Raw genomic sequence first — 25,112 nt, forward strand, 5'->3', positions numbered from 1 at the left:
TTATGATGATTCCGATTTCGAATCTTTAGTGTAGCCTGGGGTATAGCCGGTTTCGCCCAGGAGCCGTTTCCACATGTGCTCGAAGAACGGCGTGTACGTGTCCGGCGCGTACTCTACAACGCTCTGTCCTGCAAGCTGCGCCGCGTTGAAATCCTGACTGTAGGGCACGGCGCCCAGGAAAATGAGCTTGCGCTCGCGGCAGGTGGCGGCGATGGATTGCGCCAACTCCGGGTTTACGTCCTCCTTGTTCACCAGGACGGCCGCCGGAATGTCAAAGTGCGCGGCAAGGTCTGCGATGCGGCCAAGATCGTGCTCGGCAGAGCGGGTCGGCTCTGTCACAATTAACGCGAGATCAGCGTTCGTCAAGGACGCGATGACCGGGCAACCGATGCCTGGAGGGCCGTCCGTGAGGATGACGTTGATGCCGCGATGCTCGGCCACCCGGGAGGAGCGCTGGCGCACCGTGGTCACGAGCTTGCCGGAGTTCTCCGCGCCGATGTCCAGCACGGCGTGGATCATGGGGCCGTACCGCGTTTCGGAGTCGTACCACACGCCGCACTTCTGCGGGCGCATGGAGATGGCCGAGGTGGGGCAGACGTAGGCGCACAGGCCGCAGCCTTCGCAAACCTCGTGCTTGACCACAGCGCGGCCCTCGCCGTCCGTGGTCATGGCGTCGAAGCGGCATTTTTCCACACACAGGCCGCACGCCGTGCAGAGTGACGGGTTCACGGAAGGGGCCTCGCCTGAGACGAAGTCGTGAATCTGAATGACGTTGGGCTCAAGAATCAGGTGCAGGTCTGCGGCGTCCACGTCGCAGTCCGCCAGGACTTTGGGCGGCCCGCACGAGGCGAGCGCAGCAGTGATGCTCGTCTTGCCGGTGCCGCCTTTTCCGGAAAGGACAACTATCTCGCGCATGCAATCGCCTCCTGCGCGGTTTGCTCCAGCGCGCTCCAGAGCTCGGCGTATCTCTCGGCGAGCTGGGCCACGGCGTCGATAAGCAGCTCCCCGCGGGAGCCGGCCTGCGCCGCATCCATGCTCATGGGCAGGGAGGCCAGATAGGGGATGGACTCCTGCGCAAGATACTCCTCCACGCGGTAATCACCCATGCCGGCGCGGTTGACCACGACGGCGTGGGGAATGCCCAGCACGCGCACGGTCTCCAGCGCGAGCTTGAAGTCGTGGAAGCCGAAGGCCGTGGGCTCCGCCACGAGCAGCACCAGGTCCGCACCCTGCAGGCCGGTGATGGCCGGGCAGGAGGCTCCGGGCGGGCAGTCCACGAAGACCACGGGAGCGTCGCCGCCGTCTTCGGTCCGGGCAATGGCCTCGGCCTCTTGCTTGACGGCGCGTATCAGCGGCGGAGACATGGCCTCGCCCACGCGCATCAGGCCGTCCACCACGTGCAGCAGACCGGCTGAGCTGTCCAGAATGTTGGACTTGATCCGGCCGTGGCGCACGGCCCCCACCTCGCGGATGCCGGGTTTGATGGCGTCGGCGGGACACGCTTCCTCGCACAGCCCGCAGGCGTGGCACAGCTCCGGGAAGACCATGACCTCGCCGACCATGAGGATGAGCGCCTTGAACCGGCAGAGCTCGACGCACGCGCCGCAGGACTCGCCCAGGCACGCATCCTCGTCGATCTCGGGCACGGTCACGTCCACTCGGCGCTGCGCGTCAAAACCGTCGCACAGGGAGATGTGGGCGTTGGGTTCCTCCACATCGCAGTCGGCCAGCACGACGCGGCGGCCCTGGCGGGCAACATGCACGGCCAGGTTGGTGGACACGGTGGTCTTGCCGGTGCCGCCTTTGCCGCTGGCCACTGCGATGCGCAGAGGACGAGACCGATCAACCACGGCCCCGTCCTCTGCCGGCCCCCCCGCCGCCAAATCCGCCACCGCCCATGCCGCCCCGGCCCATGCCGCGACCCATGCCACGACCCATTCCGCCGGGGCCCATGCCGCGACCCATGCCACGACCCATTCCGCCGGGGCCCATGCCGCCGCCACAGGGGCCGAGACCTCGGCCTGTCCGTTGTGGCGCAGGTTGGTTCATGGGAGCCTGAACGTTGTCCTGTTGTCCAAAATTCTGGACGGTGGGGTCGTTGACGTTCTGGTTCTGCCAGAAACGCCATCCCATACCTCGGCCCATGCCGCGACCCATGCCCATACAGCGGCGGAAGAATCCGCCGAACGGTCCGGTTCCATCACGATTAGGCATCATAGTACTCCTTGAAATGTATGGTTTACCAATGCCCCTGCTTGTCAGGGCCGTTGGTCACTGGCAGCTCGCCGCGCTTGTAGGCGTCCAGCGCCTCGGCGGCGGTGCCGCCCTCACGCAGATACACGCCGATGTTGCCCTTGCTCAGGGCGGCGTACGCTTTGGGGCCCACATGGCCGGTAATCACGGCCTGGGCGCCCGCCTTGGCCACGTTCATGGCGGACTGGATGCCCGCGCCCTGGGCCAGGTTGAGGTTCTGCTCGTTGTTCACGTACTCGGTGTCGCCGGACTCGGCATCCACGAGGAGGAAGCCGCTGGCGCGCCCGAAACGGGGGTCCACAGGGGCCGCAAGGTCCGGCCCGGGGCTCGATATGGCAATCTTCATGATCCACTCCTGTTTCTTGATGTGGCGTTGCTTCTGCGTCCGCCACGTGGGTTCACTTCGTTTCTGCCGCGTCTGCCCTGGCGGTTTCCCAACGGGTTGCCCCGTTGGTTGCCAGATTGGCAGGCCTGGCCCCGGCCCTGGCCGCAACCCGGTCCCCAGCCCGGAACAGACGGTTGGGAATCGTCCTGCACCCAGCGGCAGCCAGGCATGGCCAGCTGGTCCAGGGAGCCGTCGGCGCAGGCGGCCAGCACCGTATCGTTGTCGCCGCAGATCCAGGGCACGACCTGGAGACCGGCGGCCTCCGCCTGCATGGCCAGCCGGCGGCAGATACCGCCGCAGACCAGGGTGCTCACGTCCTGCTCGCGCAGGGCGGCCAGCCGCAGACCGGGATCGTGATGCGCCGGCGAGAACGTCGCCACATGGACCGGGAGCCCTTCGGCTTCGGGATCGAGCTCGTAACAGGGGAACTCGGTCGCGTTTTCGAAGAGTGCGGCAAGGCGGCCCCTGTAGCTGGCAAGACATAGTCGCATGGCGCTTCAACAATCTCCTTCATCTTCCTGGAGCGGGGCGGATCGTCGGCAATGGCGAAATCCCTGGGCGATCCGCCCCGCATCCCGGGTGGCTGTCACGGATACAGCAGAAAGGGTGCCAAAAGTTGAAATACTATGATTTCAGCAGATTAATGAAAGACAGGGGCAAGTCGCGCCGAGATAAAGGGCGAAAAAATAGCCATGGCGTGAAATGGAGGCGAATTATTCGCCAAAAGGTGGCGGCGGGCGAATTATTCGCCGGAATTGTTCTGCAGGAGCTTGCGCAGGGTGTCCTTGGTCACGCCCAGCTCACGGCTGGCTGCCATGCGCTTGCCGTCGTTGCGGCGCACGGCGGCGCGGGCGGCCAAGCGTTTCACCTCGTCCATGGTGCGGGGGCCGAGGTGCATGAGCGCGTCCACGTCGTCGGCCGCGGACAGGGGGGGCTGAGCTCCGGCGGTCGCGGCTGTGCTCAAGCTTTGGGCGTGTTCCCGGCGCAGATACTCGGGCAGGTGCTCGGCCTCTATGAAGCCTTCCTTGCAGAGGATGAAGGCGTACTCCAGCACGTTTTCCAGCTCGCGCACGTTGCCGGGGAAGGAGTGGCGCATGAGCAGGGTCAGGGCGTTTTCGGAGAGCCCTTCCACGGCTGCGCCCTGGCGGCGGTTGAGTTTCTCCACGATGTGCTGGGCCAGCAGCGGGATGTCCTCGGCGCGTTCGCGCAGGGGCGGGATGGACAGGCGGACCACGTTGAGCCGGTAGAAGAGGTCCTGGCGGAACTCCTCGGCTGCCACCAGGGCGTCGAGGTCGCGGTTGGTGGCAGCCAGCACTCGCACGTCGGCCTCCTCGGGCTGCACGGCGCCCAGGGGTTCGTACTGCTTCTCCTGCAGCACGCGCAGCAGTTTGACCTGCAGGCTGGGAGCGAGCTCGGCGATCTCGTCCAGGAAGATGGTGCCGCCACTGGCCTGGCGGAAGCGGCCGGGCTTGTCCTTCTTGGCGTCGGTGAATGCGCCGGCCTTGTAGCCGAAGAGCTCGGATTCGAGCAGCGTTTCGGGCAGGGCGCCGCAGTTGACCGCCACAAAGGGGCCGGAGGCGCGCTCCGACAAGGAGTGCAGGGCGCGGGCAAAGAGCTCCTTGCCCGTGCCGGACTCGCCGGTGATGAGCACGGTGGCGTTGCTGGCCGCGATCTGCGGCATGATGTCGAAGAGCCGCGTGAGCGCCGACGACTTGCCCACGATGTCCTCGAACACGTAGCGGTCGGCCAGCTCGCGGCGCAGGCGGACGATCTCGGTGAGGTCGCGGAAGGTCTCCACCCCGCCCACCAGAGCGCCGTCAGCGTTGCGCAGGGGCGCGGCCGAGATGGAGATGGGCGTCTTCTCGCCGTCGGGCCGGATGATGAAGATGGACTTGCCGGAGAGCCGCACGTCCTCGTCCATGCACTGCTCCAGCGCGCAGGAGCCGTCGCACAGGCTGGAGTGGAATACCTCCCAGCACTTGCGGCCCACGGCTTCTGCGCGCGGGATGCCGGTGATGTTCTCGGCGGCGCGGTTGAAGAAGGTCACGTTCCATTCAAGGTCGACGGTGAACACGCCGTCGGCAATGGAGTCCATGACCTCCTCGCAGGGGACCCCGGTGGGCAGGCCCATTGGTCCACCTCCCAAGCGTCGGCGGCTATCAGGCCGCGGCGGAGCGCTTCTCTTTCAGCGCGTTTTCGATCCAGCCGTACCAGCCTTCCAGGCCCTCGCTGGCGCGGCAGGAGACGCGGAAGGAAGCCAGACCCTTGTTCAGGCTGCGGGCAAAGGCCTCGGCGCGGTCCGGATCGAAGTCCACGTAGGGCAAGAGGTCAATCTTGTTGAGGACCATGGCCTTGGAGAGCTCGAAGAGCAGGGGATACTTCTCGGGCTTGTCGTCGCCCTCGGTGACGGAGAGCAGGGCGATCTTGGCGTCCTCGCCCACGTCGAACTCCACCGGGCAGACGAGGTTGCCCACGTTCTCGATAAACAGGATGTCCACGTTATCCAGGTCCAGGGAGACCAGGGCGTTGGAGACCATGGCGGCGTCCAGGTGGCAGCCGCCCTCGGTGTTGATCTGCACGGCCTGGGCCCCGGTGGCGGCCACGCGGCGGGCGTCGTTGTCCGTCATCAGATCGCCTTCGACAACGGCCATTTTGTACTTCGCGCCCAGGTCGGCCAGGGTGTGCTCCAGCAGGGTGGTCTTGCCGGCGCCCGGCGAGCTGATGAGATTGAGGACCAGGATGTTCTTTTTGGTGAACAGCGCCCGAAGCTCTTCGGCTGTGGCGGAGTTCGCCTCCAGGATGTTGCGGACCACGGGAATTTCCATGACCTCTCCTTGCAGAATTTGGGATTCCTATTCCGCCTCGAGTCTGTCGAGGTAGAGCTCCTTGCCGGCGATGACCTTGTGGCCCAGATCCTCCCCGCATTGCGGACACGGCGCGAGCAGGAACTGGCTGGACTCGGGCGTAAACTGGTGCTTGCAACTGCTGCATTCCAGCAGCAGGGGGACCTCTTCGAGGGTAAGCACGGCGCCGTCGAACTCGCCATCCTTGGTCAGTATCTCCCAGGCCAGATCCATGGCCTCGGGCACCACATTGGCAAGGGTTCCGTGTTTGACATGCACGCTGATAAGCCGGGTCTTGCCGTGCTTTTCGAGCTCTTGTCTGACGATATCGAAAAGCGACTGAACGATGGACATTTCATGCATGCAGAATGGGGTAAAGAAAATCGCGCCGCTCGTCCAGGAACCATTGCGCTGGGAAACTTGACGGAACGCTGTGATTAAGGTCATGAGCGTTCAAAGATGCCGCACCGTTGACGGCGTGCAATCGACCGTTCACGGAATATTTGCGGCATGGGCTGGGGGAAGGGCTTAGTTGGAGCGATACGCCGTGTGCGCGTTCGCTCCGGATGCGACAACCGGAGTTCGATTTTCCAAGGAGAACGTACATGTACGTTGGACTCAAGATGCTGCCGCGCGGCAAGTTCGTCACCGTGACCAAGGAGACCCTCGTCACCGAGGCGCAGTCGCTCATGGTCGAAAACAGATTATGGATGCTGCTCGTGGTCGAAGGCGAGCAGCTGGTCGGATACATTCGCAAGGAAGATGTGAGCGAGGCGCTGCCCAGCGTGGCCACGAGCCTGTCCAAGCACGAGATCAACTACCTGCTGTCCAAGCTCAAGGCCGAGAAGATCCTGAAGAAGGACGTGCCCACGGTGGGTCCGGACGCCACCATCGAGGAAGCGGCCAGGCGCATGAACGACGAGGACCTCACCGGCCTGGCCGTGGTGGGCAAGAACAAGCGGCTGCTCGGCTTCATCAACCGCAGCGTCATGCTGGAGGTGCTGGTGGAGGAGATGGGCCTGAACCAGGGCGGCTCGCGCATCGCCTTCGAGGTGGTGGACCGCACCGGCGTTATCCACGAGGTCTCCGGCATTATCGCCGATATGGGCATCTCCATCATCGCGACAGGCACTTTCCACCACAAGGATCGCCGCATGGTGGTCTTCCGCGTGCAGACGGACGACCCCACGCCCATAGAAAAGGCCATTGTGGAACGGGGATACAGAATCGTCGGTCCTGAAGATTTTGAGGAGGAATGGTCCCACTTATGACCATGCTGGAGGTCCGCGGCGTTACGCTCACATTCCGGGGCATCGCAGCCCTGCTCAATGTCGGCTTTTCCGTGCAGGCGGGCGAAATCTGCTCGCTCATCGGTCCCAACGGCGCCGGCAAGACCTCCATGCTCAACTGCATCTCCGGCCGGTACACCCCGGACGAGGGCGCCATCAGCCTGGACGGCAGGACGCTGCTGTCCATGAAGCCATCCAGGCGCACCACGCTGGGGCTCTCGCGCACTTTCCAGAACATCGCGTTGTTCCGCGGCCTGTCCGTGCTGGACAACCTCATGGTGGGCCGCCACAGCCGCATGGGCTACGGCCTGCTCGCTTCCTGTTTCTACTGGGGCAAAGCCAGAAAGCGCGAGGACGTCCACCGCCGCCGGGTGGAGGAGGTCATCGACTTTCTGGGCCTCTCGCCGTACCGGCACCAGCCCGCGGGCCGGCTGCCCTACGGCGTGCAGAAACGGGTGGAGCTTGGCCGCGCCCTGGCCGCGGAGCCGCGCCTGATCCTGCTGGACGAGCCCATGGCCGGCATGAACCTGGAGGAGACCGAGGACATGGCGCGCTACATCCTGGACATCAACGAGGAGTGGGGCGCCACGGTGCTGCTGGTGGAGCACGACATGGGCGTGGTTATGGACATCTCGGACTCGGTGGTGGTGCTGGACTTCGGCAGCGTACTGGCCGAGGGGCGGCCGGACGAGGTGCAGCAGAATCCGGACGTGGTCGCGGCCTATCTGGGCAGCGAGGACGCCACGTTTCTGGGGCGGTGAGGAGCCGGACGGTGGAGAACGCGACAGGCTACGCGACGAACTATGCCACCACGCTGCCGGCGCTGCTGGCCGGGAACGCGCGCTCGCGCGCCAACCGCACGGCCATGCGCGAGAAGGAGTGGGGCGTGTGGCAGAAGCGGAGCTGGCGCGAGTACGCCCTGGCCGTGGCGGAATTCGCCGCTGGTTTGGAAGTGCTGGGCCTGGGCCGCGGGGACATCGTCATCCTCATCGGCGACAACCGGCCGGAGTGGCTCATCGCCGAGCTGGCCATCCAGTGCCTGGGCGGCATTGCCCTGGGCCTGTATCAGGACGCGCCGGCCGACGAGGTCGCCTACATCTTTGAGCTCTCGGAAGCGCGGCTGGTGGTGGCCGAGGACCAGGAGCAGGTGGACAAGATGCTGGAGATCCGCGAGAGCGTTCCGGCGTTGCAGCACGTGGTCTACCACGATCCCAAGGGGCTGGCTTCCTACCAGACGGCCGGGCTGCAGCCTTTCGAGGCCATCCGCGAGAGCGGCCGCCAGGGCAGGGCGGACGAGGCCCTGCTGGGCGAGCTGGACGAGCGCATCGCGGCGATTGCGCCGGACGACGCCTGCCTCATCGCCACCACCTCCGGCACCACGGGCCGGCCCAAGCTGGCCGTGCTCTCGCACAAGAATCTGCTGGCCATGGCGCACAACCTGGGCCTGGCCGATTCCAAGCACGAATCCGACGAGTTCGTCTCCTTTCTTCCCCTGGCCTGGATGGGCGAGCAGATGATGGCCGTGGCCTCGGCCCTGCTCTTTGGCTTTGCCGTGAACTTCCCGGAGGAGCCGGACACCGTGCAGAACGACATCCGGGAGATCGGACCGCACCTCATCTTCTCGCCGCCGCGCGTGTGGGAGAATATGGCCGCCTCGGTGCGGGTGAAGATCATGGAGACCACACGGTTCAAGCGCTTTCTCTATGAGAAGCTCTTCCCGGTGGGCCTGAGGATGGCGGATACGCGCTTCCAGGGCCGGGAGCCCTCGGCCGGGCTCAGGCTGCAGTACTTCCTGGCCACGCGCCTGCTCTTCAACCCGCTCAAGGACAGGCTGGGGTTCTCGCGCGTGCGCTCGGCCTCCACTGGCGGCGCCGCCCTGGGGCCGGACACCTTCCGCTTCTTCCACGCCCTGGGCGTGAACCTCAAGCAGATCTACGGCCAGACCGAGATTGCGGGCATCTCCTGCATCCATCGGGACGGCAGCATCGATTTCGATTCCGTGGGCGCGCCCATTGCGGAGACCGAGATACGCATAGCCGAGGACGGCGAGATCCTCTCGCGCAGCCCGGCCGTGTTCCTGGGCTACTACCGCAACGAGGAGGCCACGGCCGAAACCATCAACGAGGGCTGGCTGCACTCCGGCGACGCCGGCTACTTCGACGATGCGAACCGCCTCGTGGTCATCGACCGGCTCAAAGACGTGATGCGGCTGGCCGGCGGCACGCAGTTCTCCCCGCAGTTTCTGGAGAACAAGCTCAAGTTCTCGCCGTACGTGAAGGAGGCCGTGGTTCTGGGCCGGGACCGCGACTTTGTGGCGGCCATCGTCTGCATCGACGCGGACATCGTTGGTCGCTGGGCCGAGTCCAGGCTCGTCACCTACACAACATATCAGGACCTTTCGGCCAAGGATGTGGTATACAAGCTGATCCGCGAGGAAATACGGGAGATCAACGAGACGCTCCCGGAACCGACGCGCATCAGGCGATTCGCTTTGCTCTACAAGGAGCTGGACGCGGACGACGGCGAGCTGACCCGCACGCGCAAGGTGCGGCGCAGCACCGTCTGGGAGCGTTACAAGGGCCTTGTGGAGGAGCTGTACACCACGGCCGGCGAGGTGAACCTGGAGGTGCAGATCCAGTATCAGGATGGAAGCCTCCGCGAGATGCGCGGCGCAATCCGATTACAGGACGTATAGGAGAGAGACGCCATGAACCGCACCAGGCTTTTCATTCTCGGCATCATCGTGGCCGTCGTGGGATTCGGCGGCATGTGGTGGGGCCAGAACTATATCGAAACCCATCCAGGCGTCGTGATAGGCGACGCGGTGATGGGCATCTTCAACGTACAGCAGGAGCTGCCCATCGAGGCGCGGGCGGCCCTGTTCTTCAAGGACTCGGGCCTGGTCATCGGCATCGTGGGCCTGGTCATCGCGGCGGTGGCTTTCGTGCTCAAGGGCCGCAAAGGCCACCTGTAGCCGCACTCGGAGCATGGTGAAAAAAGGCATGGCAAAGAAAGGACGCAAAAAGACGCGATACGTGCGCTGGGGGCTCACGGCGGCCGCCGTAGGGCTCATCGGCTGGCAGATGGCCGAGGTGTACCTGCAGCGCTACGCCGCCAAGGCCGCGGCGCTGGAGCTGGTGAGCTTTTTCGGCGCCGTGGGCCAGCTGCCGCCGGAGGCGCAGGCCCTGTGGCTGTTCAAGAGCACGGGGCTGGCCGTGACGCTGGGCGGGCTCGCCCTGGCCGGCTGGGGGCTGATCAAGGGTCGCTAGGGCCGCCGGGCCAGCCGGAAACGACTGGCAGCCTCAGGCTGCCGCAACATCAGTCGTGCAAACAACGCCGCGGCCGCCGGTCGCGACGCATATATCTCGGGACAGAACATAACCCGTGCGGAAGGACCGCATGGGAGGGGCGATGAGGACCTGCCCGCCACGAAGCGCTGAGGCGTGCTCTTTGCCCCTACGCAATCGGCGCAACCGGCAGGCGCATCTCCGCCCGCGCCGGCAACGGCAGGGGACCATCCGGCAACCGACAACCGGCAGTCTGGGGAGACCGCAGTGGAATACTATCTCCAACTGATCATCAACGGCCTCGTGGTCGGCTCCATCTACTCCCTGGTGGCCCTGGGGTTCGTCATTATCTACAAGGCCACCAAGGTGGTGAACTTCGCCCAGGGCGAGCTGGTCATGGTGGGCGCGTACGTCTGCTTCGCGCTCACGGTGCAGTTCCACATCCCGTTCCTGGCCGCCTTCCTGCTCACCCTGGCCTTTTCCGTGGTCTTCGGCCTGGCTATCGAGCGCGCCATCCTGCGGCCCATGGTGGGCGAGCCCATCATCAGCGTAATCATGATCACCGTAGGCCTCTCCACCGTGCTCAAGTCGCTGGTGCAGCTCTTCTGGGGCACGCAGATTCGCGTCTACCCGCAGGTGTTGCCGCAGCAGCCGGTGTTCATCGCCGGCCTGCCTGTCTCGCCGGTGTACATCGCGGCCTTTGTGCTGGCCCTGGTGCTGTTCGGCGTGTTCTCGCTGTTCTTCAAGTACACGCGCTACGGCGTTGCCATGCGCGCCACGGCCTTTGACCAGACCGCGGCCGCTTCCATGGGTATCGGCATCAAGAACATTTTCGCCCTGTCGTGGTGCATCGCCGCGGTGGTCAGCTCCATCGGAGGCGTCATCCTGGGCAACATCAACGGCATCAACTCCCAGCTTGGCCACCTGGGGCTCAAGGTCTTTCCGGCCGTCATTCTGGGCGGGCTGGACAGCCTGCTGGGCGCGGCCGTGGGCGGCGTGGTGATAGGCGTTCTGGAAAACGTGCTGGGCGGCGCGGCCAAGGAGTGGTTGAACCTCGGCGGCTTCAAGGAGGTCGCGGCGTTCATCGTGCTGGTGGTCATCCTGATGGTCCGGCCGTACGGCCTGTTCGGCACGCACGAGATCGAGCGGGTGTGACATGCAGACAAAGTGCGGAGTCTTTTTCGAGAGCTACCGAGAGGAGGCACGGCTTCTGGTGGGCGGCTTCCAGAAGACGCGGTTCGCCGCGTTCCTCCTGGTGCTGCTGGCAAGCCCGTGGTTCCTGAACAACTACCACGTCTCGGTGCTCATCCTCATCAACATCGCGGTCATCGCCGCGGTCTCCCTGAACATCCTCACCGGCGCGTGCGGGCAGATATCCCTGGGCCACGGCGCTTTTGTGGGTGTGGGCGCATACGCCGCCGCGTACTTCAGCTTCCAGGGCGTGCCGTTTTTACCGGGGCTGCTGCTGGCCGGAATCGTGGCCGCCGTGGCTGGCGCGTGCTTCGGCATCCCCTCGCTCAGGCTCAAGGGCATCTACCTGGCCATCTCCACGTTGGCTGCGCAGCTCATCCTGGAATACGTCTTTCTGCACTGGGAGGCGGTTACGGGCGGCTCCAACGGCATGCCCGTGGACTCCCCATCCGTGCTGGGCTTTGTCTTCGATACCGACCGCTCCATGTTCTACCTTACGCTGATTTTTGCGGTCCTGGCGGTGCTGGCGGCATCCAATGTGATGCGCACGCGCTTCGGCCGGGCCTTCGTGGCCATCCGCGACCATCACCTCTCGGCCGAGATCGTGGGCGTGGACCTCTTCCGCTACAAGCTCGTGGCCTTTGCACTGTCCTCCTTCATGGCTGGCGTGGCCGGGGCGCTGTGGGCCCACTACACCATGTACATCACGCCGGAGCCCTTCGGCATCACACTGTCCATCTCCTATCTCGCCATGATCATCATCGGCGGGCTGGGCTCGGTGCAGGGCGCGGTGTTCGGCGCGATCTTCATCACCATTCTGCCGGAGGCGCTGGGCTATCTGGCGGACGGGCTGTCCGGGGCCTTCCCGGAGGTGAGCAGCTACCTGCTCGCGGCAAAGGAAGGCGTGTTCGGCCTGGTGCTCGTGCTCTTTCTGATCTTCGAGCCCGAGGGCCTGAACCACCGCTGGCGGCTCTTCAAGGCGTACTGGAAACTGTATCCCTTTGCGCACTGATGCGCATAAAAGATTTTAACCAAAGGGGGTTACGCATGCATTCGACAACCATCAGCAGACCGACGGACGTTTTGCAACGCGCCATCCTCACCGCCGCGCTCGTGGCCCTCGCACTGTTTCTGGGCGCGGCCACAGCCCACGGCGAAACCGTGGTCAAGATCGGCGTCATCTCCGATCTGTCCGGCCCCACATCCACGGTGGGCGTGCCCTACGGCGAGGGCGTGATGGACGCGGTGAAGTATATCAACGAGTCCGGCTTCATCCCGGACGTGACCATCGACGCCATGCAGGTGGACTACGCCTACAATGTGCAGCAGGCGCTCTCGGCCTACAAGAAGTTCAAGAGCCAGGGCATGGTGGCGTTGCAGGGCTGGGGCTCCGGCGATACCGAGGCGCTGGTCAGCTTTGTGGCGCGCGACGAGATCCCGGTGATCTCGGCCTCGTACTCCGCGCACCTCACCGATCCGGAAAAAGCGCCGTACAACTTCTTCGTGGCTGCGGACTACTCCACGCAGCTGCGCGGCGCGCTTAAGTATATCAAAGAAAACCTGGCCACAACCGACGCGCCCAAAATCGCCTTCATCTACCCGGACAACCCGTACGGCCTCGCTCCCATCGCGGCGGGCAAGGAGTACGCCGAGGAGCTCGGCTTCGACATCGTGGGCGAGGAGAATGTGAGCCTCAAGGCCATGGACGCCACCACCCAACTGCTGGCCCTGCAAAAGGCGGAGCCCGAGTTCATCTGGATCGGCGGCACCACGCCCTCCACGGCAGTGATCATGAAGGACGCGGCAAAGCTGGGCATGAAGGCCACCTTCTTTACCGATATCTGGGGCGCGGACGAGAACATCTTCAAGCTCGCGCCCGAGGCCTCCACCGGCAACATCAGCCTGCAGACCTCCGTGACCTATGACGACGACTCCGAAGGCAACACGCTCATCCGGAAGCTCACCAACGATCAGCACAAGATGGTTCACTACATCCGCGGTTTCGCCTCCATGTACGTCATGGCCGAGGCCATCCGCCGGGCGGCGGAGCAGGGCGACATCACCGGTCCGGCCATCAAGGATGCGCTGGAGAGCCTGCGCGACTTCGATCCCCTGGGCCTTACCCCGCCCATCAGCTTCTTCCCGGACGACCACCGGCCGAACATGGCGGTCACGCTGTACCGCCTGGAGGACGGCAAGTTCGTCACCCTGGGCACCGAGACCCTGGAGCGCAAGAAGGAATGGCTGGGCAAGTAGCCTGGTTGATACGCGGTGGGGCGGTGGTATACGCCGCCCACTCCGCGCCAACACAGGCTGTTGAAAAAGGCTTTTTTCGGAAAAGGATTATTCTGACAGGCTGCTCAAAAAACATGCTGGCAAGGCACAAAAATAGTTCAAGGACGACGCGTATAGAAAAATACGCGTGGGCTTGAACTATTTGAAGGAACGCAGCCAGCGTGGGAATTTGGGCAGCCTGTAACCAACGCATCACAAGGATTTGAGAAAACAGTGTCCCTGCTCACCGTGGAAAACCTCGAGGTCGTGTACAACGACGTGGTCCTCGTGCTCAAAGGCTTGTCCCTGCAGGCTGCCGAGGGCGAGATAACCGCGCTGCTCGGCGCCAACGGCGCGGGCAAGTCCACCACGCTCAAGGCCATCTCCGGCCTGCTGCACAATGAGGACGGCGAGGTGACCGAAGGCGCCGTGGTCTTCCAGGGCGCGAAGATCCACCACAAGGCCCCGGAAAAGATCGTGCGCCAGGGCGTTTTCCAGGTCATGGAGGGCCGGCGCGTGTTCGAGGACCTGAGCGTGGAGGAGAATCTGCGCTGCGGCGCGTTCACCCGGCCGCGCGGCGAGTTTTCAGAGAGCCTGGAGACCGTCTATCACTACTTCCCCAGGCTGAAGGAGCGGCGCAAGCAGCTGGCCGGCTACATGTCCGGCGGCGAGCAGCAGATGCTGGCCATCGGCCGCGCGATCATGGCCCGGCCCACGCTCCTGTTGCTGGACGAACCCTCGCTGGGGCTGGCGCCCCTGCTGGTGGAGGAGATTTTCGAGATCATCCTCCGGCTCAACGCCGAGCAGAAGGTCTCCATTCTGCTGGTGGAGCAAAACGCACGGGCGGCCTTGAACATCGCCTCCAGGGGCTATATCATGGAGAACGGCCGCATCGTTCTGGAGGGCGAATCCAGGGCGCTGCTGAACAACCCGGACGTCCAGGAGTTCTACCTGGGCCTGTCCCACGCCGGGGAGAAGCGCAGCTACCGCGACGTGAAACACTACCGCCGCCGCAAGCGCTGGCTCGGCTAAAGGTTCCGGCAGGGCGGCCGATAGGACGAGAGCGTCAGGCAGACGCATCGCCGCGGCCGGCCGGCAGGGACGCATCGGGATAAAGTCGCGTAGCGTCCATTGCCGGACGCACCATGTGCAACGCTGTGACTCAAGGATCTTCTCGGAACGTTATGGTGGATGACAACGACCTCAAGCCCGGTGGCGCTGGGAAAGAATCCGGCACACTCAAGGGCATCTACTCCACAAAGGAGAAGGCCACCCTCGGCGTGGGCATGACCAGCCGCGTCACCCACCGCAAGCGCTACTGGGCCGTGTGGGAACCGGAGCCCGGCGACGACGCCTTTCTCGTCCAGTCCCTCAACCAGAATCTCATTCCCACCGGCTCCAAGCGCCGGGTCACGGCCATGGAGTTCAAGGAGCGGTTCCGCCTGGAGCCCGACTTCTTCGTGGACGTCAACGCGGAGCACGTCCGCCATCTCTGGGAGCTGCAGAAGAAGGAGCCCGCAAAGGCGGAGCCGGAACCGGACCGCGGCGCGGAAGACAACCGCCGGACCATCTTCGACCGTGAGGACAGGCGTCGGCCCCCGCGTAAGGAAGAGCCCCCGCGTAAGATGGAGCCAGAGGAACCCCCGCGCAGAAAGGAACGCGAGGAGCCGGCCCGGAAAGAGCGGTTCGAGGAGCCTTTGCTGGAGGACATCGGCGAGCCGACCCCCCAGCCCCTGACCCGGGACCAGATGCGCGCCATCGAGGCGGAGCGCAACGCCCGCGCCGGTTTCGGCCTGGGCATGAGCCACCTCAAGCGCGGCAACATGGACAAGGCCCACGAGCTTCTCCGCCGCGTAGCTGTGGAGGAAGGCGACTACGTGCCCGAGCACAAGCACATGTTCAACGAGTTCGGGGTGGGCCTGCGCAAGAACCAGATGCTCGACCTCGCGCTGTTGCACATGCGCCGCGCCCTGTCCCTGGCGCCGCATGACGAGCACATCTACCACAACATGGCCCGGCTCTATTACGAGAAGGGTGACAAGGACATGGCCCGCAAGCATCTGGAAAAATCCCTGCAGATCAATCCGGACTTCAAGGAATCCAGGCAGTTTCTCGACTATCTCGACAAGCACCCGGCCCGGCGGAAGAAAAAGCTCCGCTTCAAGATCTGACAGGAGGCCCGCTCCGCATGCTCGACTACACCGCGATTGTGGATTCGCTGCAGAAAGCCTTTGCCGCCAAATGCATCGAGGCCCCCGAGATCGTGAACCATCCGGGCCTTTCCCTCGCCTTCAAGATCGATCCAGTCTACGCCGTGGGTCTTGCCCCGGCCTTCATTCGCAACATAGCGGAGTGGGCGCGCGTTGCGCCCAGCCAGGCCCACGAGGCCATGCTCCGCACCGGCAACCTGGTGAGCCGCAAGGACGGTTCCGGCAACCGCGAGAGCGAGCTGGACCTCATGCTCACCTGGCCCTCCGGCAGCCGGCGCATGAACGGCCGTATCCACGTTGCCTTCTTTCTGACGGATTTTCTGGATCGCGCCCTGGCTCTGTACGCCAAGGCTGCGGCGCTGCCCCTTGCGGAGCTGCGCATCGCGGCTACGGAGCGGGAGCGGGTGGAGCAGTTCCTCCAGGGCAAGAGCCTGCCCCAGGGGCTGGCCTACCAGGCCACGTCCTGAGCGGGTCGGCGCACCGCCATCCTTTTCGAACAATCAGTACGAGTAGCCGTCCAGGCAGAGCTTGAGCAGCTCCGGGTCTTGCATCTCGCACGGCTGGTGCGAGGCAAGCAGCCGCGCCAGAGCCGTTTCGTCTTCGGGCGGCGGCGCTTCGAACTCGTTCATGATCGTGCCCACGGCATTCGGGGTGTGCGCGTCGGTGTTGTACAGCCGCGTAAGGTCCCGGCCTCTGTTGGCCTGCAGGTACAGGGCATCGTCGTCCGGGGTGTAGCGCCTGCCGATGCGGCGGTGCTGCGCCCGCAGGATGTTCACGGAGTTCATCTCGATGCCGTCCACGGCGTCCAGCACGTGCTGAATCCTGGAGCCGTACCGCTTGGAGAAGCGGAAGGGGTGGGCGATGAAGAGAAAGACCTCGTCGCGGCGGTCCTCCAGGGCGGTGGTCAGCTCGGCAATGGAGATGAGTCGCCTGCCCACGTCGCGCAGCTCCTTGCCTATCATGACAACGTCATATCCCTCGCGTAGGGTGACCTCCATGCCGGCGTAGATTCGCAGCTGCGGGAACTGGCCCGCCAGATCGGAAATCTCGGACGGTTGCCACTGGACGTGGTGCTCGGTGATGACAATGGCGTCCAGGTTCTGGTGCAGGGCGAGCTGGCAGAGTTCCTCCGGTTCGAGGGAGGAGCAGCTGGAGTATCGTCTGGTGTGCGTATGGCAGTCGATGCGCATGTATAAAAAATATTGCAATGAAAACTTTTTGACAATAATTAATATTAGTTATAAATTTTCTAGAAATACAGCTGCCGCGGGAGGCGTCCGATTCGCCGCCAAGGTCCTTATATTCCCCGGATTTTGGGCGAGAACGCACGGGTCCGCATCCATCGACAACGTTCCCGTGATGTAGCATACAAGGTGCGCACCGTGCGAGCCTGGCTCGCGATTTTTCCAGCACGCAACACGCACCCCAGGGGACAAATCATGGAACCCAAGGACGTTGAAAGCCTGTCCCGGAAGATAGACGAGGTCAAGGAAGAGACGGATTATCAGCTCCAGGCCTTTTTCGAAGAGACCAGGACCCTCATCCAGACCACCAAAAAGCGGTACAACCGCATCATCTACGTGCTCATTCTCCTGATTCTCTTCGAGCTGTACTCCACATGGAAGATTTCCTCGATCCAGGACTATGCGATGCTCATGGCGCAGCATGTAACGAACTTGTACGAGAACCTCATCCAGCTGCTCATGAATATCAAGTAACAGGCAGGGGATGACTCGCCGGCACCGTTCAGACAGAGAGGTAGTTTGATGAATCCGAAGATAACCTACGTCTTGCTCGGGATCATCTTCGTAGTCATGGCGCTCATCATAGTCAGCCAGGTTGTTACGAGAGAGCCTGCCATGGAGCCGGAGATTGTCGCCCCGGCCACGGAAACGGCCCCGCCGGCCAACCAGGAGCAGGCGGCTCCGGAACAGGGCGCGACCGAGCGGCAACCCATGCAGGCAAAGCAGGAAGAGCCCCAGGCCCCTGAGCAGGAGGCCGCCGCCCCCAGCATGCAGACTCCTCCCGGCGAGCAACCCGCGGCAGTGCCGTTCCGCGAGCAGCCCGCGCCCTTGGTGGCCGGGCAGAACGGCAGCGACGCCGGCAACATGACCGGCCGCATGCCCGTCAAGACTCCTGCGCCCGAAGCGACGGCTCCGGAGCAGGCCCCGGCGGCCGTCGAGACCGCAACCACCCCGGCCCCGGTAGAGCAGACAAAGCAGACCGCGAAAGCCGGCACGAACGGGAGCCTGGCCGAAGCGGCCAAGGAAATGTCCCAGCCTGCGCCTGGCTACAAGCCAATCCAGGCCAAGGACCTGAAGCACGAGAACACGCTGCGGCTGGTGTCCGCAACGGCCAAGGACGGCGGCGTGGTCATCACCTTCAAGGCGGACAAGCCCATCGGCCGCTACAAGTACTTCACCCTGACCGAGCCCTCGCGGCTGGTTGTGGACCTGATCGGCGAGTGGGAGCAGAAGAGCCCCGGCGTGAAGGTGCCGCAGAACGAGCTGTTGAGCCGGGTGCGGTTCGGCCGGCACGACAACAAGCTGCGCATCGTGGCCGACCTTTCGACCACGGAGTACGCCGAGCCGGTGGTGAAGCAGGAGCCGGACACCCAGCTCGTGATCACCCTGACCAAGAAGTAGAGTCGTCTTTTCGGAGTACGGCGCGGTCCTGCCTGCAAGCAAGGGGATCGCGCCGCTTTGATGCGCGGCGTGTGAACCTGAGCCTTACTCCGCGCAGGCCGCTGCGGCCCAGCCCGGCATGGCCGAGCGCATGAAGCCGCGGTCGATGTAGTCCTTGAGCAGCATGAACAGCCGGCTGCGCAACGCGACGCCCCATTTGTTGAAGACGGCGCTGCCGTCGCCCAGGTTGTAGAGCAGCATGAAGCGCTGTTGTGGGGTGAAGGTCTTCAGCGCGCCGCTGTCCACCAGGGTCGTCTCGATGTTGTCGGCCAGAAGAGGCCCTTCCCGCACGGCGTGCACCCCCACGCGGGGAATGACCTCCCCGCCCGGACACACACAGTCCCCGCCGCCCAGAAGCTCGGGAAAGTCCGGGCAACGCAGGTGGTCGTCCACCTCCAACCCGCCGTCACTCCCCACAGGCAGACCGGAGTCCTTGAACACGGACGGAGCGCTGGTGCCCAGAGCCAGCACCACGATATTGGCCGGATGAACCCGGCCGGAGTCCGTGCGCACACCCTCGGCCGTGATCTCCTCGGCCCGCTCGCCCTCCATGATGGCTACGCCGTGCGCATGCAGCGCGTTGGCGGCAATGCGCCGGGCCGCGGCAGGGGCGTTGTGCAGCACCTTGGAGCCGGCGATCAGCGTGAGGTCCAACAGCTTTGAAGCATCGTTGCGCTGGGCCAGGGTGACGAGGTTGCCGCTCATCTCTACCCCGGCCGGACCGCCGCCAACCACCACGACGCGGACGGTTTCCTGCTCCGCAAACATCCGTACGACCATGTCGTGCAGCCTGTTCACATTCTGGATCGGCTTGACCTTGAAGACCGCCGGGCCGGCGTCCATGCCGGGCAGGGAGACGATCTCGCTGCCGATGTTGAAGGAGGCCACGTCGTAGGGCAGTGTCGCGCCCGAAGCGAGGACGAGCTCCCGCCGCGTGGCGCGTATGATGGTCACTGTATCTTCCAGAAACTCGCCGCCGGCCAGCTCGACGATGCAGCGCATTGGGAACCGGGCCTCCTTGAGAGCGTAGCGGCCGCTCAGCAGGCCGGGGGCCATGCCGGAGTAGTAGTGGAAGGGGGCGGGACCGACAACGGTGACCTGGACCCCGGCTTCGATGAGCTTGGGCAGCCGGGCGAGGATGGGTAGGTGGGCGTGTCCTGCGCCGAGCAGGACCAGGCGTTTGCCGCGCATGGGCATGGGGGAAACTCCTGAGAAGGGTTTCGGGCGGATCATCCAGCCGGCATTGTAATCAAACAGGCGGCCGGCGCAAGGCCCGTGCGAAGTCCTGGATAAATTCTTAGGGCAAAGATTGAAGAAATGCCTCCAGCGGCCAGGAGAACAATGTTCCCCTGGAGGGAGCCCGAGGGCAAAGCCCTCGGATCACATTTGGCGAGCCAGGGCAGTATCCAACTGGTGGCGATGAAAGCGCCAGCCCGGGTGCGATTGCCGCCACGGCGCTCGTGATGGCGCAAGCGGATTGCCCGGAGGCGGGGAATGGCGTACGATCCGCCGTCCGGAACAATCCGAACCAATCTACCGCGAGGTCGCCGACAATGAAGAAAATCGAAATAATCATGCGTCCGTTCCGCATGGAGAATGTCAAGCAGGCACTTGCCGATCTAGGCATCCAGGGCATGACCGTTGCCGAGGCCAAGGGCTTCGGCCGCCAGGGCGGCAGAAAGGAGCACTACCGCGGCGCCGAGCAGCATGTGGAGTTCGTGTCCAAGGTGAAGATAGAGGTGGTGGTGGACGACGCCGTGCTGGACCAGGCCGTGGACGCGATCATCAACGCCGCCAGGACCGGACAGGTGGGGGATGGAAAGATTTTCATCTACCCGGTGGAGGAGGCGATCCGCATCCGCACCGGGGACCGCGGCACGGAGGCGTTGTAGCCAGTTTCGGCGTATGCCTGAAGATTGTCGGGTCAGGGGGGAGAATGTCCCCGGATGGCCGGGCGAAACCGCAGCCCGGGTGTGGTTTTTCTGGACGGCGTTCTGCGAGGAATATCGTTAGACTACGGCCCGAACAGATTACTGCTGCCCGACAACGGTAATCGACGTGGCAATGAGTGCTTCAAAGCCTGCGCGTGCAAATCAGCGCGGCAATCAGCTTGGCTTGTGGGAGAGGGCGCCCGGCTGGACACACCAGTGTTTTACGCGGGTCCGGCGGATGGTGTGCTGCAGCTCCAGCTGGCTCTGCTCGCACGTGGCTCCCACGGCAACCTCGTCCTTGCGAACGCGCATGCGCACCAGGCGGCAGCGCAGGCAGACCGAGCGGTTCTTTTCCGGCAGGGAGAAGAGCACCTCGAAGTCCTTGTCGATGTCGTCCTCCAGCAGCATGGCGCCGAGCTCCCGCGAAAAAAGCACCTGCACGCCGCTGAAGGAAAGATCGTGGATGGAGCAGGAGAGGTACCGGCTGCGGCTCCTGTTGCGGTTGCAGAACTGCGCCACGGCGTCGCGCTGGAGCCCGTATCGTGGGAAGAGCCGCCGGTCCCGGCCGGCGTAGTGCTCGCTGCTTTGTGCGTCCCTTGGCCTGGCTGCGCCGTCGCTGGTCGGCCTGGCGATGCCGTTGTGGTGCATCCCGTGGGCTGCGGCAGAGGGTTCGGGCTCGTCGTGGACGCTTTTTTCCTGGGGCTCCGCCGACCCGGAAGGTGCGGTTTTTCGATACGGCATGTGCAACCTCGTCATGCTGTTGGGGAATATGGCCCGCAGATGAAAAAGAAGCGGGCGGAATCGCGCGGACACAATACGAGAAGGGGTGAGGATGCAAATTTGTAAAACTTGATGGATTCTACTGAAACGCTGCAGAATGGCAACAAAAAAATATGGCGAAATTTACTACCAACACAATGATGTTGTTGCACAGGCTCAATTTCTATCCGCTATCCATACCCGGCTGGTTTGAAGCGTCCGACAAATCCACACCAGAAGCGCCGATAGAGAGCGGGCGGTCCCCCTATGTGCCCGGTGTTGTGGCAGGTTCAGGCAGGCCGCGGCAGGCATCGGGGTTCCCAAGGTCGTCTTGCTTGCCATAGAGCCCATGGGCGAGGGCAGCGGCCTCTTCTTCAGCCCCGTAGCTTGCGTCATGCTGACCGCTTTGGGCGGCAGCCTCCATTGCATAGCCATCAAACCACCCCTCAGGCGCGTATGGGGCGGCGATGACGATCCTCGGCGCGCGATCCCCTGAGCTATACGACAAACACGTTACGGGTGGGCACATTGCGCAAGGCTGTGTTCGCATCGTCACGCCCGTGGGGCAGGGTGCGGCCGGCGGCGTCCTGGACTTTTGCGGAGAAGTTGTCGTGAATACAGGCACAGTTATGAAACAAAAACGGAGTAAGGCGGTAGGAAAATGTGGCTGTAATACCGCTCCGAACCGCGCCGGACAAGGGAAAGGTGGTGCTGGACACACAACCTCTTAGCACGTAACAAACTTGTCAATCTTGTGTTTTCCGGCTAATGAATCACCACTTTTTCCCATGCAGAAGAAGGAGGCCAGAATGGCCGAGAAGAAGCGCGAAAAGAGAGAACGTTCGGAAGCCGCCGAGGTGATGTGTCCCAAGTGCGGCAAGACCGAGATTGTGTATATCCCTCAGGAAGAAGTCCCCATGTGCCCCATCTGCAAGCGGCAGATGGTCATCAAGGAGCTGCTGACCGAGGGAAAATCGTATTAGGACCCAGCTCCGGCAGCGGTTCGGCCGGAGTTGAAGACACGCGGCGACGCATCACAACAATTCTTATCTGGAGGGGATATGAAACGCATTCTCGCACTGACCGTGGCGTTCCTGCTGGTAGCATCCACGGCGTTCGCGGCCGACATCGATCTGGCCAAAAAGTCCACCATTGAGAGCATCCTGCAGGCCGGCAAGCTCCGCGTCGGTTTCGAGTCCGGCTACATGCCGTTCGAGATGACCGACACCAAGGGCGAGTTCGTGGGCTTCGATATCGACATGGCCAAAGAAATGGCCAAGGCCATGGGCGTGGAGTTCGAGCCTGTGAACACCGCCTGGGACGGCATCATCCCCGCGCTGCTCACCAACAAGTTCGACATCATCATGAGCGGCATGACCGTGACCCAGGAGCGCAACCTCAAGATCAACTTCGCCGACCCCTACATCATCGTCGGCCAGACCATCATTCTCAGCCCCTCCGTGAAGGACGAGGTCAAGTCCTACCGCGATCTCAACGATCCCAAGTACATCGTGACCTCCAAGCTGGGCACCACCGGCGAGCAGTCCGTCAAGCGGATGATCCCCAAGTGCACCTACAAGTCCTTTGAGACCGAGCAGGAAGCGGCCCTCGAAGTGCTCAACGGCAAGGCCCAGGCGTTTGTCTACGACCTGCCGTACTGCGTGGTTTTCATGGCCCAGCAGGGCGCCTCCGGCGGCCTCATCCTCCTGGACAAGCCCTTCACCTACGAGCCTCTGGCCTGGGCCATCAACAAAGGCGACCCGGACTTCATGAACTGGCTGAACAACTTCCTCCTTCAGCTCAAGAACGACGGCCGTTACGACATGATCTACAACAAGTGGATCAAGTCCACCGACTGGATCAAAGAAGTACAGCAGTAGCGTGAAAATACAGGGCGGGGCAGCCGAAAGGCGGCCCCGCTCACTTTTTGTTCAAGACGCGCCCTTTGCTGCGGCGCATGGCTCCAATCGGGGACGACACGACTCATGAAACCCTTATCGGGAATTAGCGTACGGCGAACCCGCGGCTATTACCTCTTTTGGAAGTCCTTCTTCTTCGTGATGGTATTCGTCCTGCTGGGCGGGATCTACTACGCCACGAAGCAGGTGGACTACAACTGGCGCTGGTACAGGGTGCCGCGGTATTTCTACTACCAGGACAACGTGGAGATCACCTCGGCCGACGCCGGAAGCATCTCCCAGATCGAGCAGGCAGACGGCAAGACTATCGTCACCGTGTCCGGCCAGGGCTTCACCGAAGATTACGAGCTCCCGCCCAAGGCCAAGTTGCGGATGGGCAGGGGGGATCTCGTATTTCCCGGCGATGTCCTCGGCTCCTACAAGGTGGGCAAACCCGGCATTCTGATCATTGGTCTGCTGACAACGCTCAAGGTCTCGTTCCTGGGCATCATCGCCGGCATTATCATCGGCCTGTTCGCCGGACTGGCGCGGCTTTCGGAGAATCCGGCCCTGAAGTGGGCGTCCATCACGTACATCGAGCTCATACGCGGCTCGCCGCTGCTGGTGCAGATCTTCATCTGGTACTTCGTGTTCGGCACCCTGGTGAACCAGCTTCTGGCCCCGACCGGGTTGCCGCAGATCCCGCCGTTGTGGTTCGGCGTGGCCTCCCTGGCCACGTTCGCCGGAGCCTACATCGCAGAGATCGTGCGCGCCGGCATCCAGTCCATCCACCGCGGCCAGGTGGAGGCGGCCCGCTCCCTGGGCATGAACGCCGCGCAGTGCATGCGCTACGTGGTGCTGCCGCAGGCCTTCAAACGCATCCTGCCGCCCCTTGCCGGCCAGTTCATCAGCCTGGTCAAGGATTCATCCCTGCTCGGTCTCATCGCCATCCGCGAGCTGACCAAGGCAACGCGCGAGGTCATCACCACAAGCCTGATGCCCTTCGAACTCTGGATCGTCTGCGCGATTCTCTACCTTGTGCTCACGTTCGCCCTGTCCATGCTGCTGCAGTGGATGGAGAGGAAAATGGTGTCCTGATGATTGAAGTCAAAAACATCAACAAATACTTCTACACGCCGGAAAAGGTCCACGCGCTCAAGGACGTTTCCACCACGGTGGAGGCCGGCGAGGTGGTCGTGGTCATCGGTCCTTCCGGATCGGGCAAATCCACCTTCCTGCGCTGCCTGAACAGGCTGGAGTACGCCGACGAGGGGCAGATCCTCATCGAAGGCGTCGATATTCTCGACTCCAAGACCAACATCAACAAGGTCCGCGCCGACGTAGGCATGGTCTTCCAGTCCTTCAACCTCTTTCCGCACATGAGTGTGCTGGAGAACCTGACCATCGCGCAGCAGGTGGTGCGCAAACGCGGCAGGAAGGAAGCGGAAAAGAAGGCCATGGGCCTGCTGGAAAAGGTGGGCATCCACCAGAAATCCCAGGTCTACCCGGACCAGCTCTCCGGCGGACAACAGCAGCGCGTGGCCATTGCCCGCGCCCTGTGCATGGACCCCAAGGTGATGCTCTTTGACGAGCCCACCTCGGCCCTGGACCCGGAGATGATCGGCGAGGTTCTGGACGTCATGAAGACTCTGGGCAAGGAAGGCATGACCATGGTGGTGGTGACCCACGAGATGGGCTTTGCCCGCGAGGTGGCCGACCGCGTCATGTTCATGGACCACGGCGCCATTGTGGAGGTGGGCACGCCGGAGCACTTCTTCGTCAACCCGGAGAACGAGCGCACCAAGCTCTTCCTGAGCCAGATCCTGTAGGCGCGACGCGCATCCCGCACTTCGACAGTACGCAAGCACACAGTTACGCAATTGCGCAATCAAGGCGCCGGCTCCTCGGAACCGGCGCTTTTTTTGCGCATGGGGGCAGGGGGCGGCGTAACACGGCCGCCGCACAGCTTCGATGGAGTGGATGGTGTCATCATCCTGGACTGACAGGCGATTTGGAGTGTCCTGTCCATGCGGGCAGGGGACAGGTTCCTGAGCATCGTGTCCGGCACCCCTGAAAAATACGCGGTATCTTCACAGGGTCGTCACGTT

General features: G+C 63.4%; 28 protein-coding genes. 18 read left to right on the forward strand and 10 right to left on the reverse strand.

Features of this window, described 5'->3' with window-relative positions; translation table 11 throughout:
* The 7 genes from E8L03_RS20560 to E8L03_RS20590 form a co-directional block, all read right to left on the reverse strand.
* Positions 1-915 carry an ATP-binding protein gene (locus E8L03_RS20560; RefSeq protein ID WP_144306649.1) on the reverse strand — a complete coding sequence of 305 codons (915 nt, stop codon included), beginning with the start codon at positions 913-915 and terminating at the stop codon, positions 1-3.
* Positions 903-1,850, reverse strand: coding sequence for a nucleotide-binding protein (locus tag E8L03_RS20565; RefSeq protein WP_244963604.1), 948 nt, complete (start codon positions 1,848-1,850; stop codon positions 903-905). The genes E8L03_RS20560 and E8L03_RS20565 overlap by 13 nt, the downstream gene beginning before the upstream one ends.
* 389 nt (positions 1,851-2,239) lie before the next feature.
* Positions 2,240-2,599: a NifB/NifX family molybdenum-iron cluster-binding protein gene (locus E8L03_RS20570; protein ID WP_144306648.1), complete on the reverse strand. Its 360-nt coding sequence runs from the start codon at positions 2,597-2,599 to the stop codon at positions 2,240-2,242.
* Entirely contained in the window at positions 2,596-3,129 is a 534-nt protein-coding gene (locus E8L03_RS20575; protein WP_144306647.1) for a NifB/NifX family molybdenum-iron cluster-binding protein, read from the reverse strand. The genes E8L03_RS20570 and E8L03_RS20575 overlap by 4 nt, the downstream gene beginning before the upstream one ends.
* Before the next feature lie 251 nt (positions 3,130-3,380).
* Positions 3,381-4,769: a sigma-54 interaction domain-containing protein gene (locus E8L03_RS20580; RefSeq protein WP_144306646.1), complete on the reverse strand. Its 1,389-nt coding sequence runs from the start codon at positions 4,767-4,769 to the stop codon at positions 3,381-3,383.
* A gap of 28 nt (positions 4,770-4,797) precedes the next feature.
* A complete protein-coding gene (hypB, locus tag E8L03_RS20585; RefSeq protein ID WP_144306645.1) occupies positions 4,798-5,463 on the reverse strand; it encodes a hydrogenase nickel incorporation protein HypB in 666 nt (221 codons plus the stop codon).
* 27 nt (positions 5,464-5,490) lie between these two features.
* Complete coding sequence (locus E8L03_RS20590; protein WP_144306644.1) at positions 5,491-5,844, reverse strand: hydrogenase maturation nickel metallochaperone HypA/HybF; 354 nt, start codon at positions 5,842-5,844, stop codon at positions 5,491-5,493.
* 242 nt (positions 5,845-6,086) lie between these two features.
* Here E8L03_RS20590 and E8L03_RS20595 point away from each other — a divergent pair, with 242 nt between their 5' ends.
* The 11 genes from E8L03_RS20595 (at position 6,087) to E8L03_RS20645 (ending at position 16,199) form a co-directional block, all read left to right on the forward strand.
* A complete protein-coding gene (locus E8L03_RS20595) occupies positions 6,087-6,752 on the forward strand; it encodes a CBS domain-containing protein (RefSeq protein WP_144306643.1) in 666 nt (221 codons plus the stop codon).
* Positions 6,737-7,531 carry an ABC transporter ATP-binding protein gene (locus E8L03_RS20600; protein ID WP_412973812.1) on the forward strand — a complete coding sequence of 265 codons (795 nt, stop codon included), beginning with the start codon at positions 6,737-6,739 and terminating at the stop codon, positions 7,529-7,531. The genes E8L03_RS20595 and E8L03_RS20600 overlap by 16 nt, the downstream gene beginning before the upstream one ends.
* A gap of 11 nt (positions 7,532-7,542) precedes the next feature.
* Positions 7,543-9,465, forward strand: a complete 1,923-nt coding sequence (locus E8L03_RS20605) for an AMP-binding protein (protein ID WP_235896710.1) — start codon at positions 7,543-7,545, stop codon at positions 9,463-9,465.
* Positions 9,466-9,477: 12 nt separating this feature from the next.
* Complete coding sequence (locus E8L03_RS20610; RefSeq protein ID WP_144306642.1) at positions 9,478-9,744, forward strand: hypothetical protein; 267 nt, start codon at positions 9,478-9,480, stop codon at positions 9,742-9,744.
* A 28-nt stretch (positions 9,745-9,772) separates the two neighbouring features.
* Positions 9,773-10,039 carry a hypothetical protein gene (locus E8L03_RS20615; protein WP_144306641.1) on the forward strand — a complete coding sequence of 89 codons (267 nt, stop codon included), beginning with the start codon at positions 9,773-9,775 and terminating at the stop codon, positions 10,037-10,039.
* A 285-nt stretch (positions 10,040-10,324) separates the two neighbouring features.
* Positions 10,325-11,212, forward strand: coding sequence for a branched-chain amino acid ABC transporter permease (locus E8L03_RS20620; protein ID WP_144306640.1), 888 nt, complete (start codon positions 10,325-10,327; stop codon positions 11,210-11,212).
* A 1-nt stretch (position 11,213) separates the two neighbouring features.
* The gene (locus E8L03_RS20625; protein ID WP_171268375.1) at positions 11,214-12,260 is read left to right on the forward strand and encodes a branched-chain amino acid ABC transporter permease; all 1,047 of its coding nucleotides are present in this window, start codon (positions 11,214-11,216) and stop codon (positions 12,258-12,260) included.
* A gap of 35 nt (positions 12,261-12,295) precedes the next feature.
* Positions 12,296-13,504 (forward strand): ABC transporter substrate-binding protein, encoded by a 1,209-nt coding sequence (locus E8L03_RS20630; RefSeq protein ID WP_171268376.1) that lies wholly within the window; start codon positions 12,296-12,298, stop codon positions 13,502-13,504.
* A 252-nt stretch (positions 13,505-13,756) separates the two neighbouring features.
* Entirely contained in the window at positions 13,757-14,554 is a 798-nt protein-coding gene (locus tag E8L03_RS20635) for an ABC transporter ATP-binding protein (protein ID WP_171268377.1), read from the forward strand.
* 155 nt (positions 14,555-14,709) lie between these two features.
* Entirely contained in the window at positions 14,710-15,693 is a 984-nt protein-coding gene (locus E8L03_RS20640) for a tetratricopeptide repeat protein (protein WP_171268378.1), read from the forward strand.
* A 17-nt stretch (positions 15,694-15,710) separates the two neighbouring features.
* Positions 15,711-16,199: a hypothetical protein gene (locus tag E8L03_RS20645; protein WP_171268379.1), complete on the forward strand. Its 489-nt coding sequence runs from the start codon at positions 15,711-15,713 to the stop codon at positions 16,197-16,199.
* A 33-nt stretch (positions 16,200-16,232) separates the two neighbouring features.
* On the opposite strand, the gene E8L03_RS20650 is transcribed toward E8L03_RS20645, so the two are convergent.
* Positions 16,233-16,922: a PHP domain-containing protein gene (locus tag E8L03_RS20650; protein WP_171268380.1), complete on the reverse strand. Its 690-nt coding sequence runs from the start codon at positions 16,920-16,922 to the stop codon at positions 16,233-16,235.
* 249 nt (positions 16,923-17,171) lie between these two features.
* Here E8L03_RS20650 and E8L03_RS20655 point away from each other — a divergent pair, with 249 nt between their 5' ends.
* On the forward strand, positions 17,172-17,450 hold the full coding sequence (locus tag E8L03_RS20655; protein ID WP_144307035.1) for a hypothetical protein: 279 nt from the start codon (positions 17,172-17,174) through the stop codon (positions 17,448-17,450).
* A gap of 48 nt (positions 17,451-17,498) precedes the next feature.
* On the forward strand, positions 17,499-18,377 hold the full coding sequence (locus E8L03_RS20660) for an AMIN domain-containing protein (RefSeq protein ID WP_171268381.1): 879 nt from the start codon (positions 17,499-17,501) through the stop codon (positions 18,375-18,377).
* Between the two features lie 84 nt (positions 18,378-18,461).
* Here E8L03_RS20660 and E8L03_RS20665 read toward each other — a convergent pair whose 3' ends face one another.
* Positions 18,462-19,607: an NAD(P)/FAD-dependent oxidoreductase gene (locus E8L03_RS20665; protein WP_216367920.1), complete on the reverse strand. Its 1,146-nt coding sequence runs from the start codon at positions 19,605-19,607 to the stop codon at positions 18,462-18,464.
* A gap of 362 nt (positions 19,608-19,969) precedes the next feature.
* Between E8L03_RS20665 and E8L03_RS20670 the strand changes: the two genes are divergently transcribed.
* Entirely contained in the window at positions 19,970-20,308 is a 339-nt protein-coding gene (locus E8L03_RS20670) for a P-II family nitrogen regulator (RefSeq protein ID WP_171268383.1), read from the forward strand.
* A 213-nt stretch (positions 20,309-20,521) separates the two neighbouring features.
* Here the strand turns inward: E8L03_RS20670 and E8L03_RS20675 are convergent, their stop codons facing one another.
* Positions 20,522-21,088 carry a PilZ domain-containing protein gene (locus E8L03_RS20675; protein WP_167512632.1) on the reverse strand — a complete coding sequence of 189 codons (567 nt, stop codon included), beginning with the start codon at positions 21,086-21,088 and terminating at the stop codon, positions 20,522-20,524.
* Between the two features lie 827 nt (positions 21,089-21,915).
* On the opposite strand from E8L03_RS20675, the gene E8L03_RS20680 reads away from it, so the two are divergent.
* From E8L03_RS20680 to E8L03_RS20695, 4 genes are all read left to right on the forward strand, one after another.
* On the forward strand, positions 21,916-22,089 hold the full coding sequence (locus tag E8L03_RS20680; RefSeq protein ID WP_167512631.1) for a hypothetical protein: 174 nt from the start codon (positions 21,916-21,918) through the stop codon (positions 22,087-22,089).
* A gap of 78 nt (positions 22,090-22,167) precedes the next feature.
* Positions 22,168-22,986 carry a transporter substrate-binding domain-containing protein gene (locus tag E8L03_RS20685; protein ID WP_144307030.1) on the forward strand — a complete coding sequence of 273 codons (819 nt, stop codon included), beginning with the start codon at positions 22,168-22,170 and terminating at the stop codon, positions 22,984-22,986.
* Between the two features lie 105 nt (positions 22,987-23,091).
* A complete protein-coding gene (locus tag E8L03_RS20690) occupies positions 23,092-24,102 on the forward strand; it encodes an amino acid ABC transporter permease (RefSeq protein ID WP_144307029.1) in 1,011 nt (336 codons plus the stop codon).
* Positions 24,102-24,833 (forward strand): amino acid ABC transporter ATP-binding protein, encoded by a 732-nt coding sequence (locus tag E8L03_RS20695; RefSeq protein ID WP_144307028.1) that lies wholly within the window; start codon positions 24,102-24,104, stop codon positions 24,831-24,833. The genes E8L03_RS20690 and E8L03_RS20695 overlap by 1 nt, the downstream gene beginning before the upstream one ends.
* Positions 24,834-25,112 lie beyond the last annotated feature (279 nt).

This window comes from Oceanidesulfovibrio marinus (assembly GCF_013085545.1).
Taxonomy (GTDB): Bacteria; Desulfobacterota; Desulfovibrionia; order Desulfovibrionales; family Desulfovibrionaceae; genus Oceanidesulfovibrio; species Oceanidesulfovibrio marinus.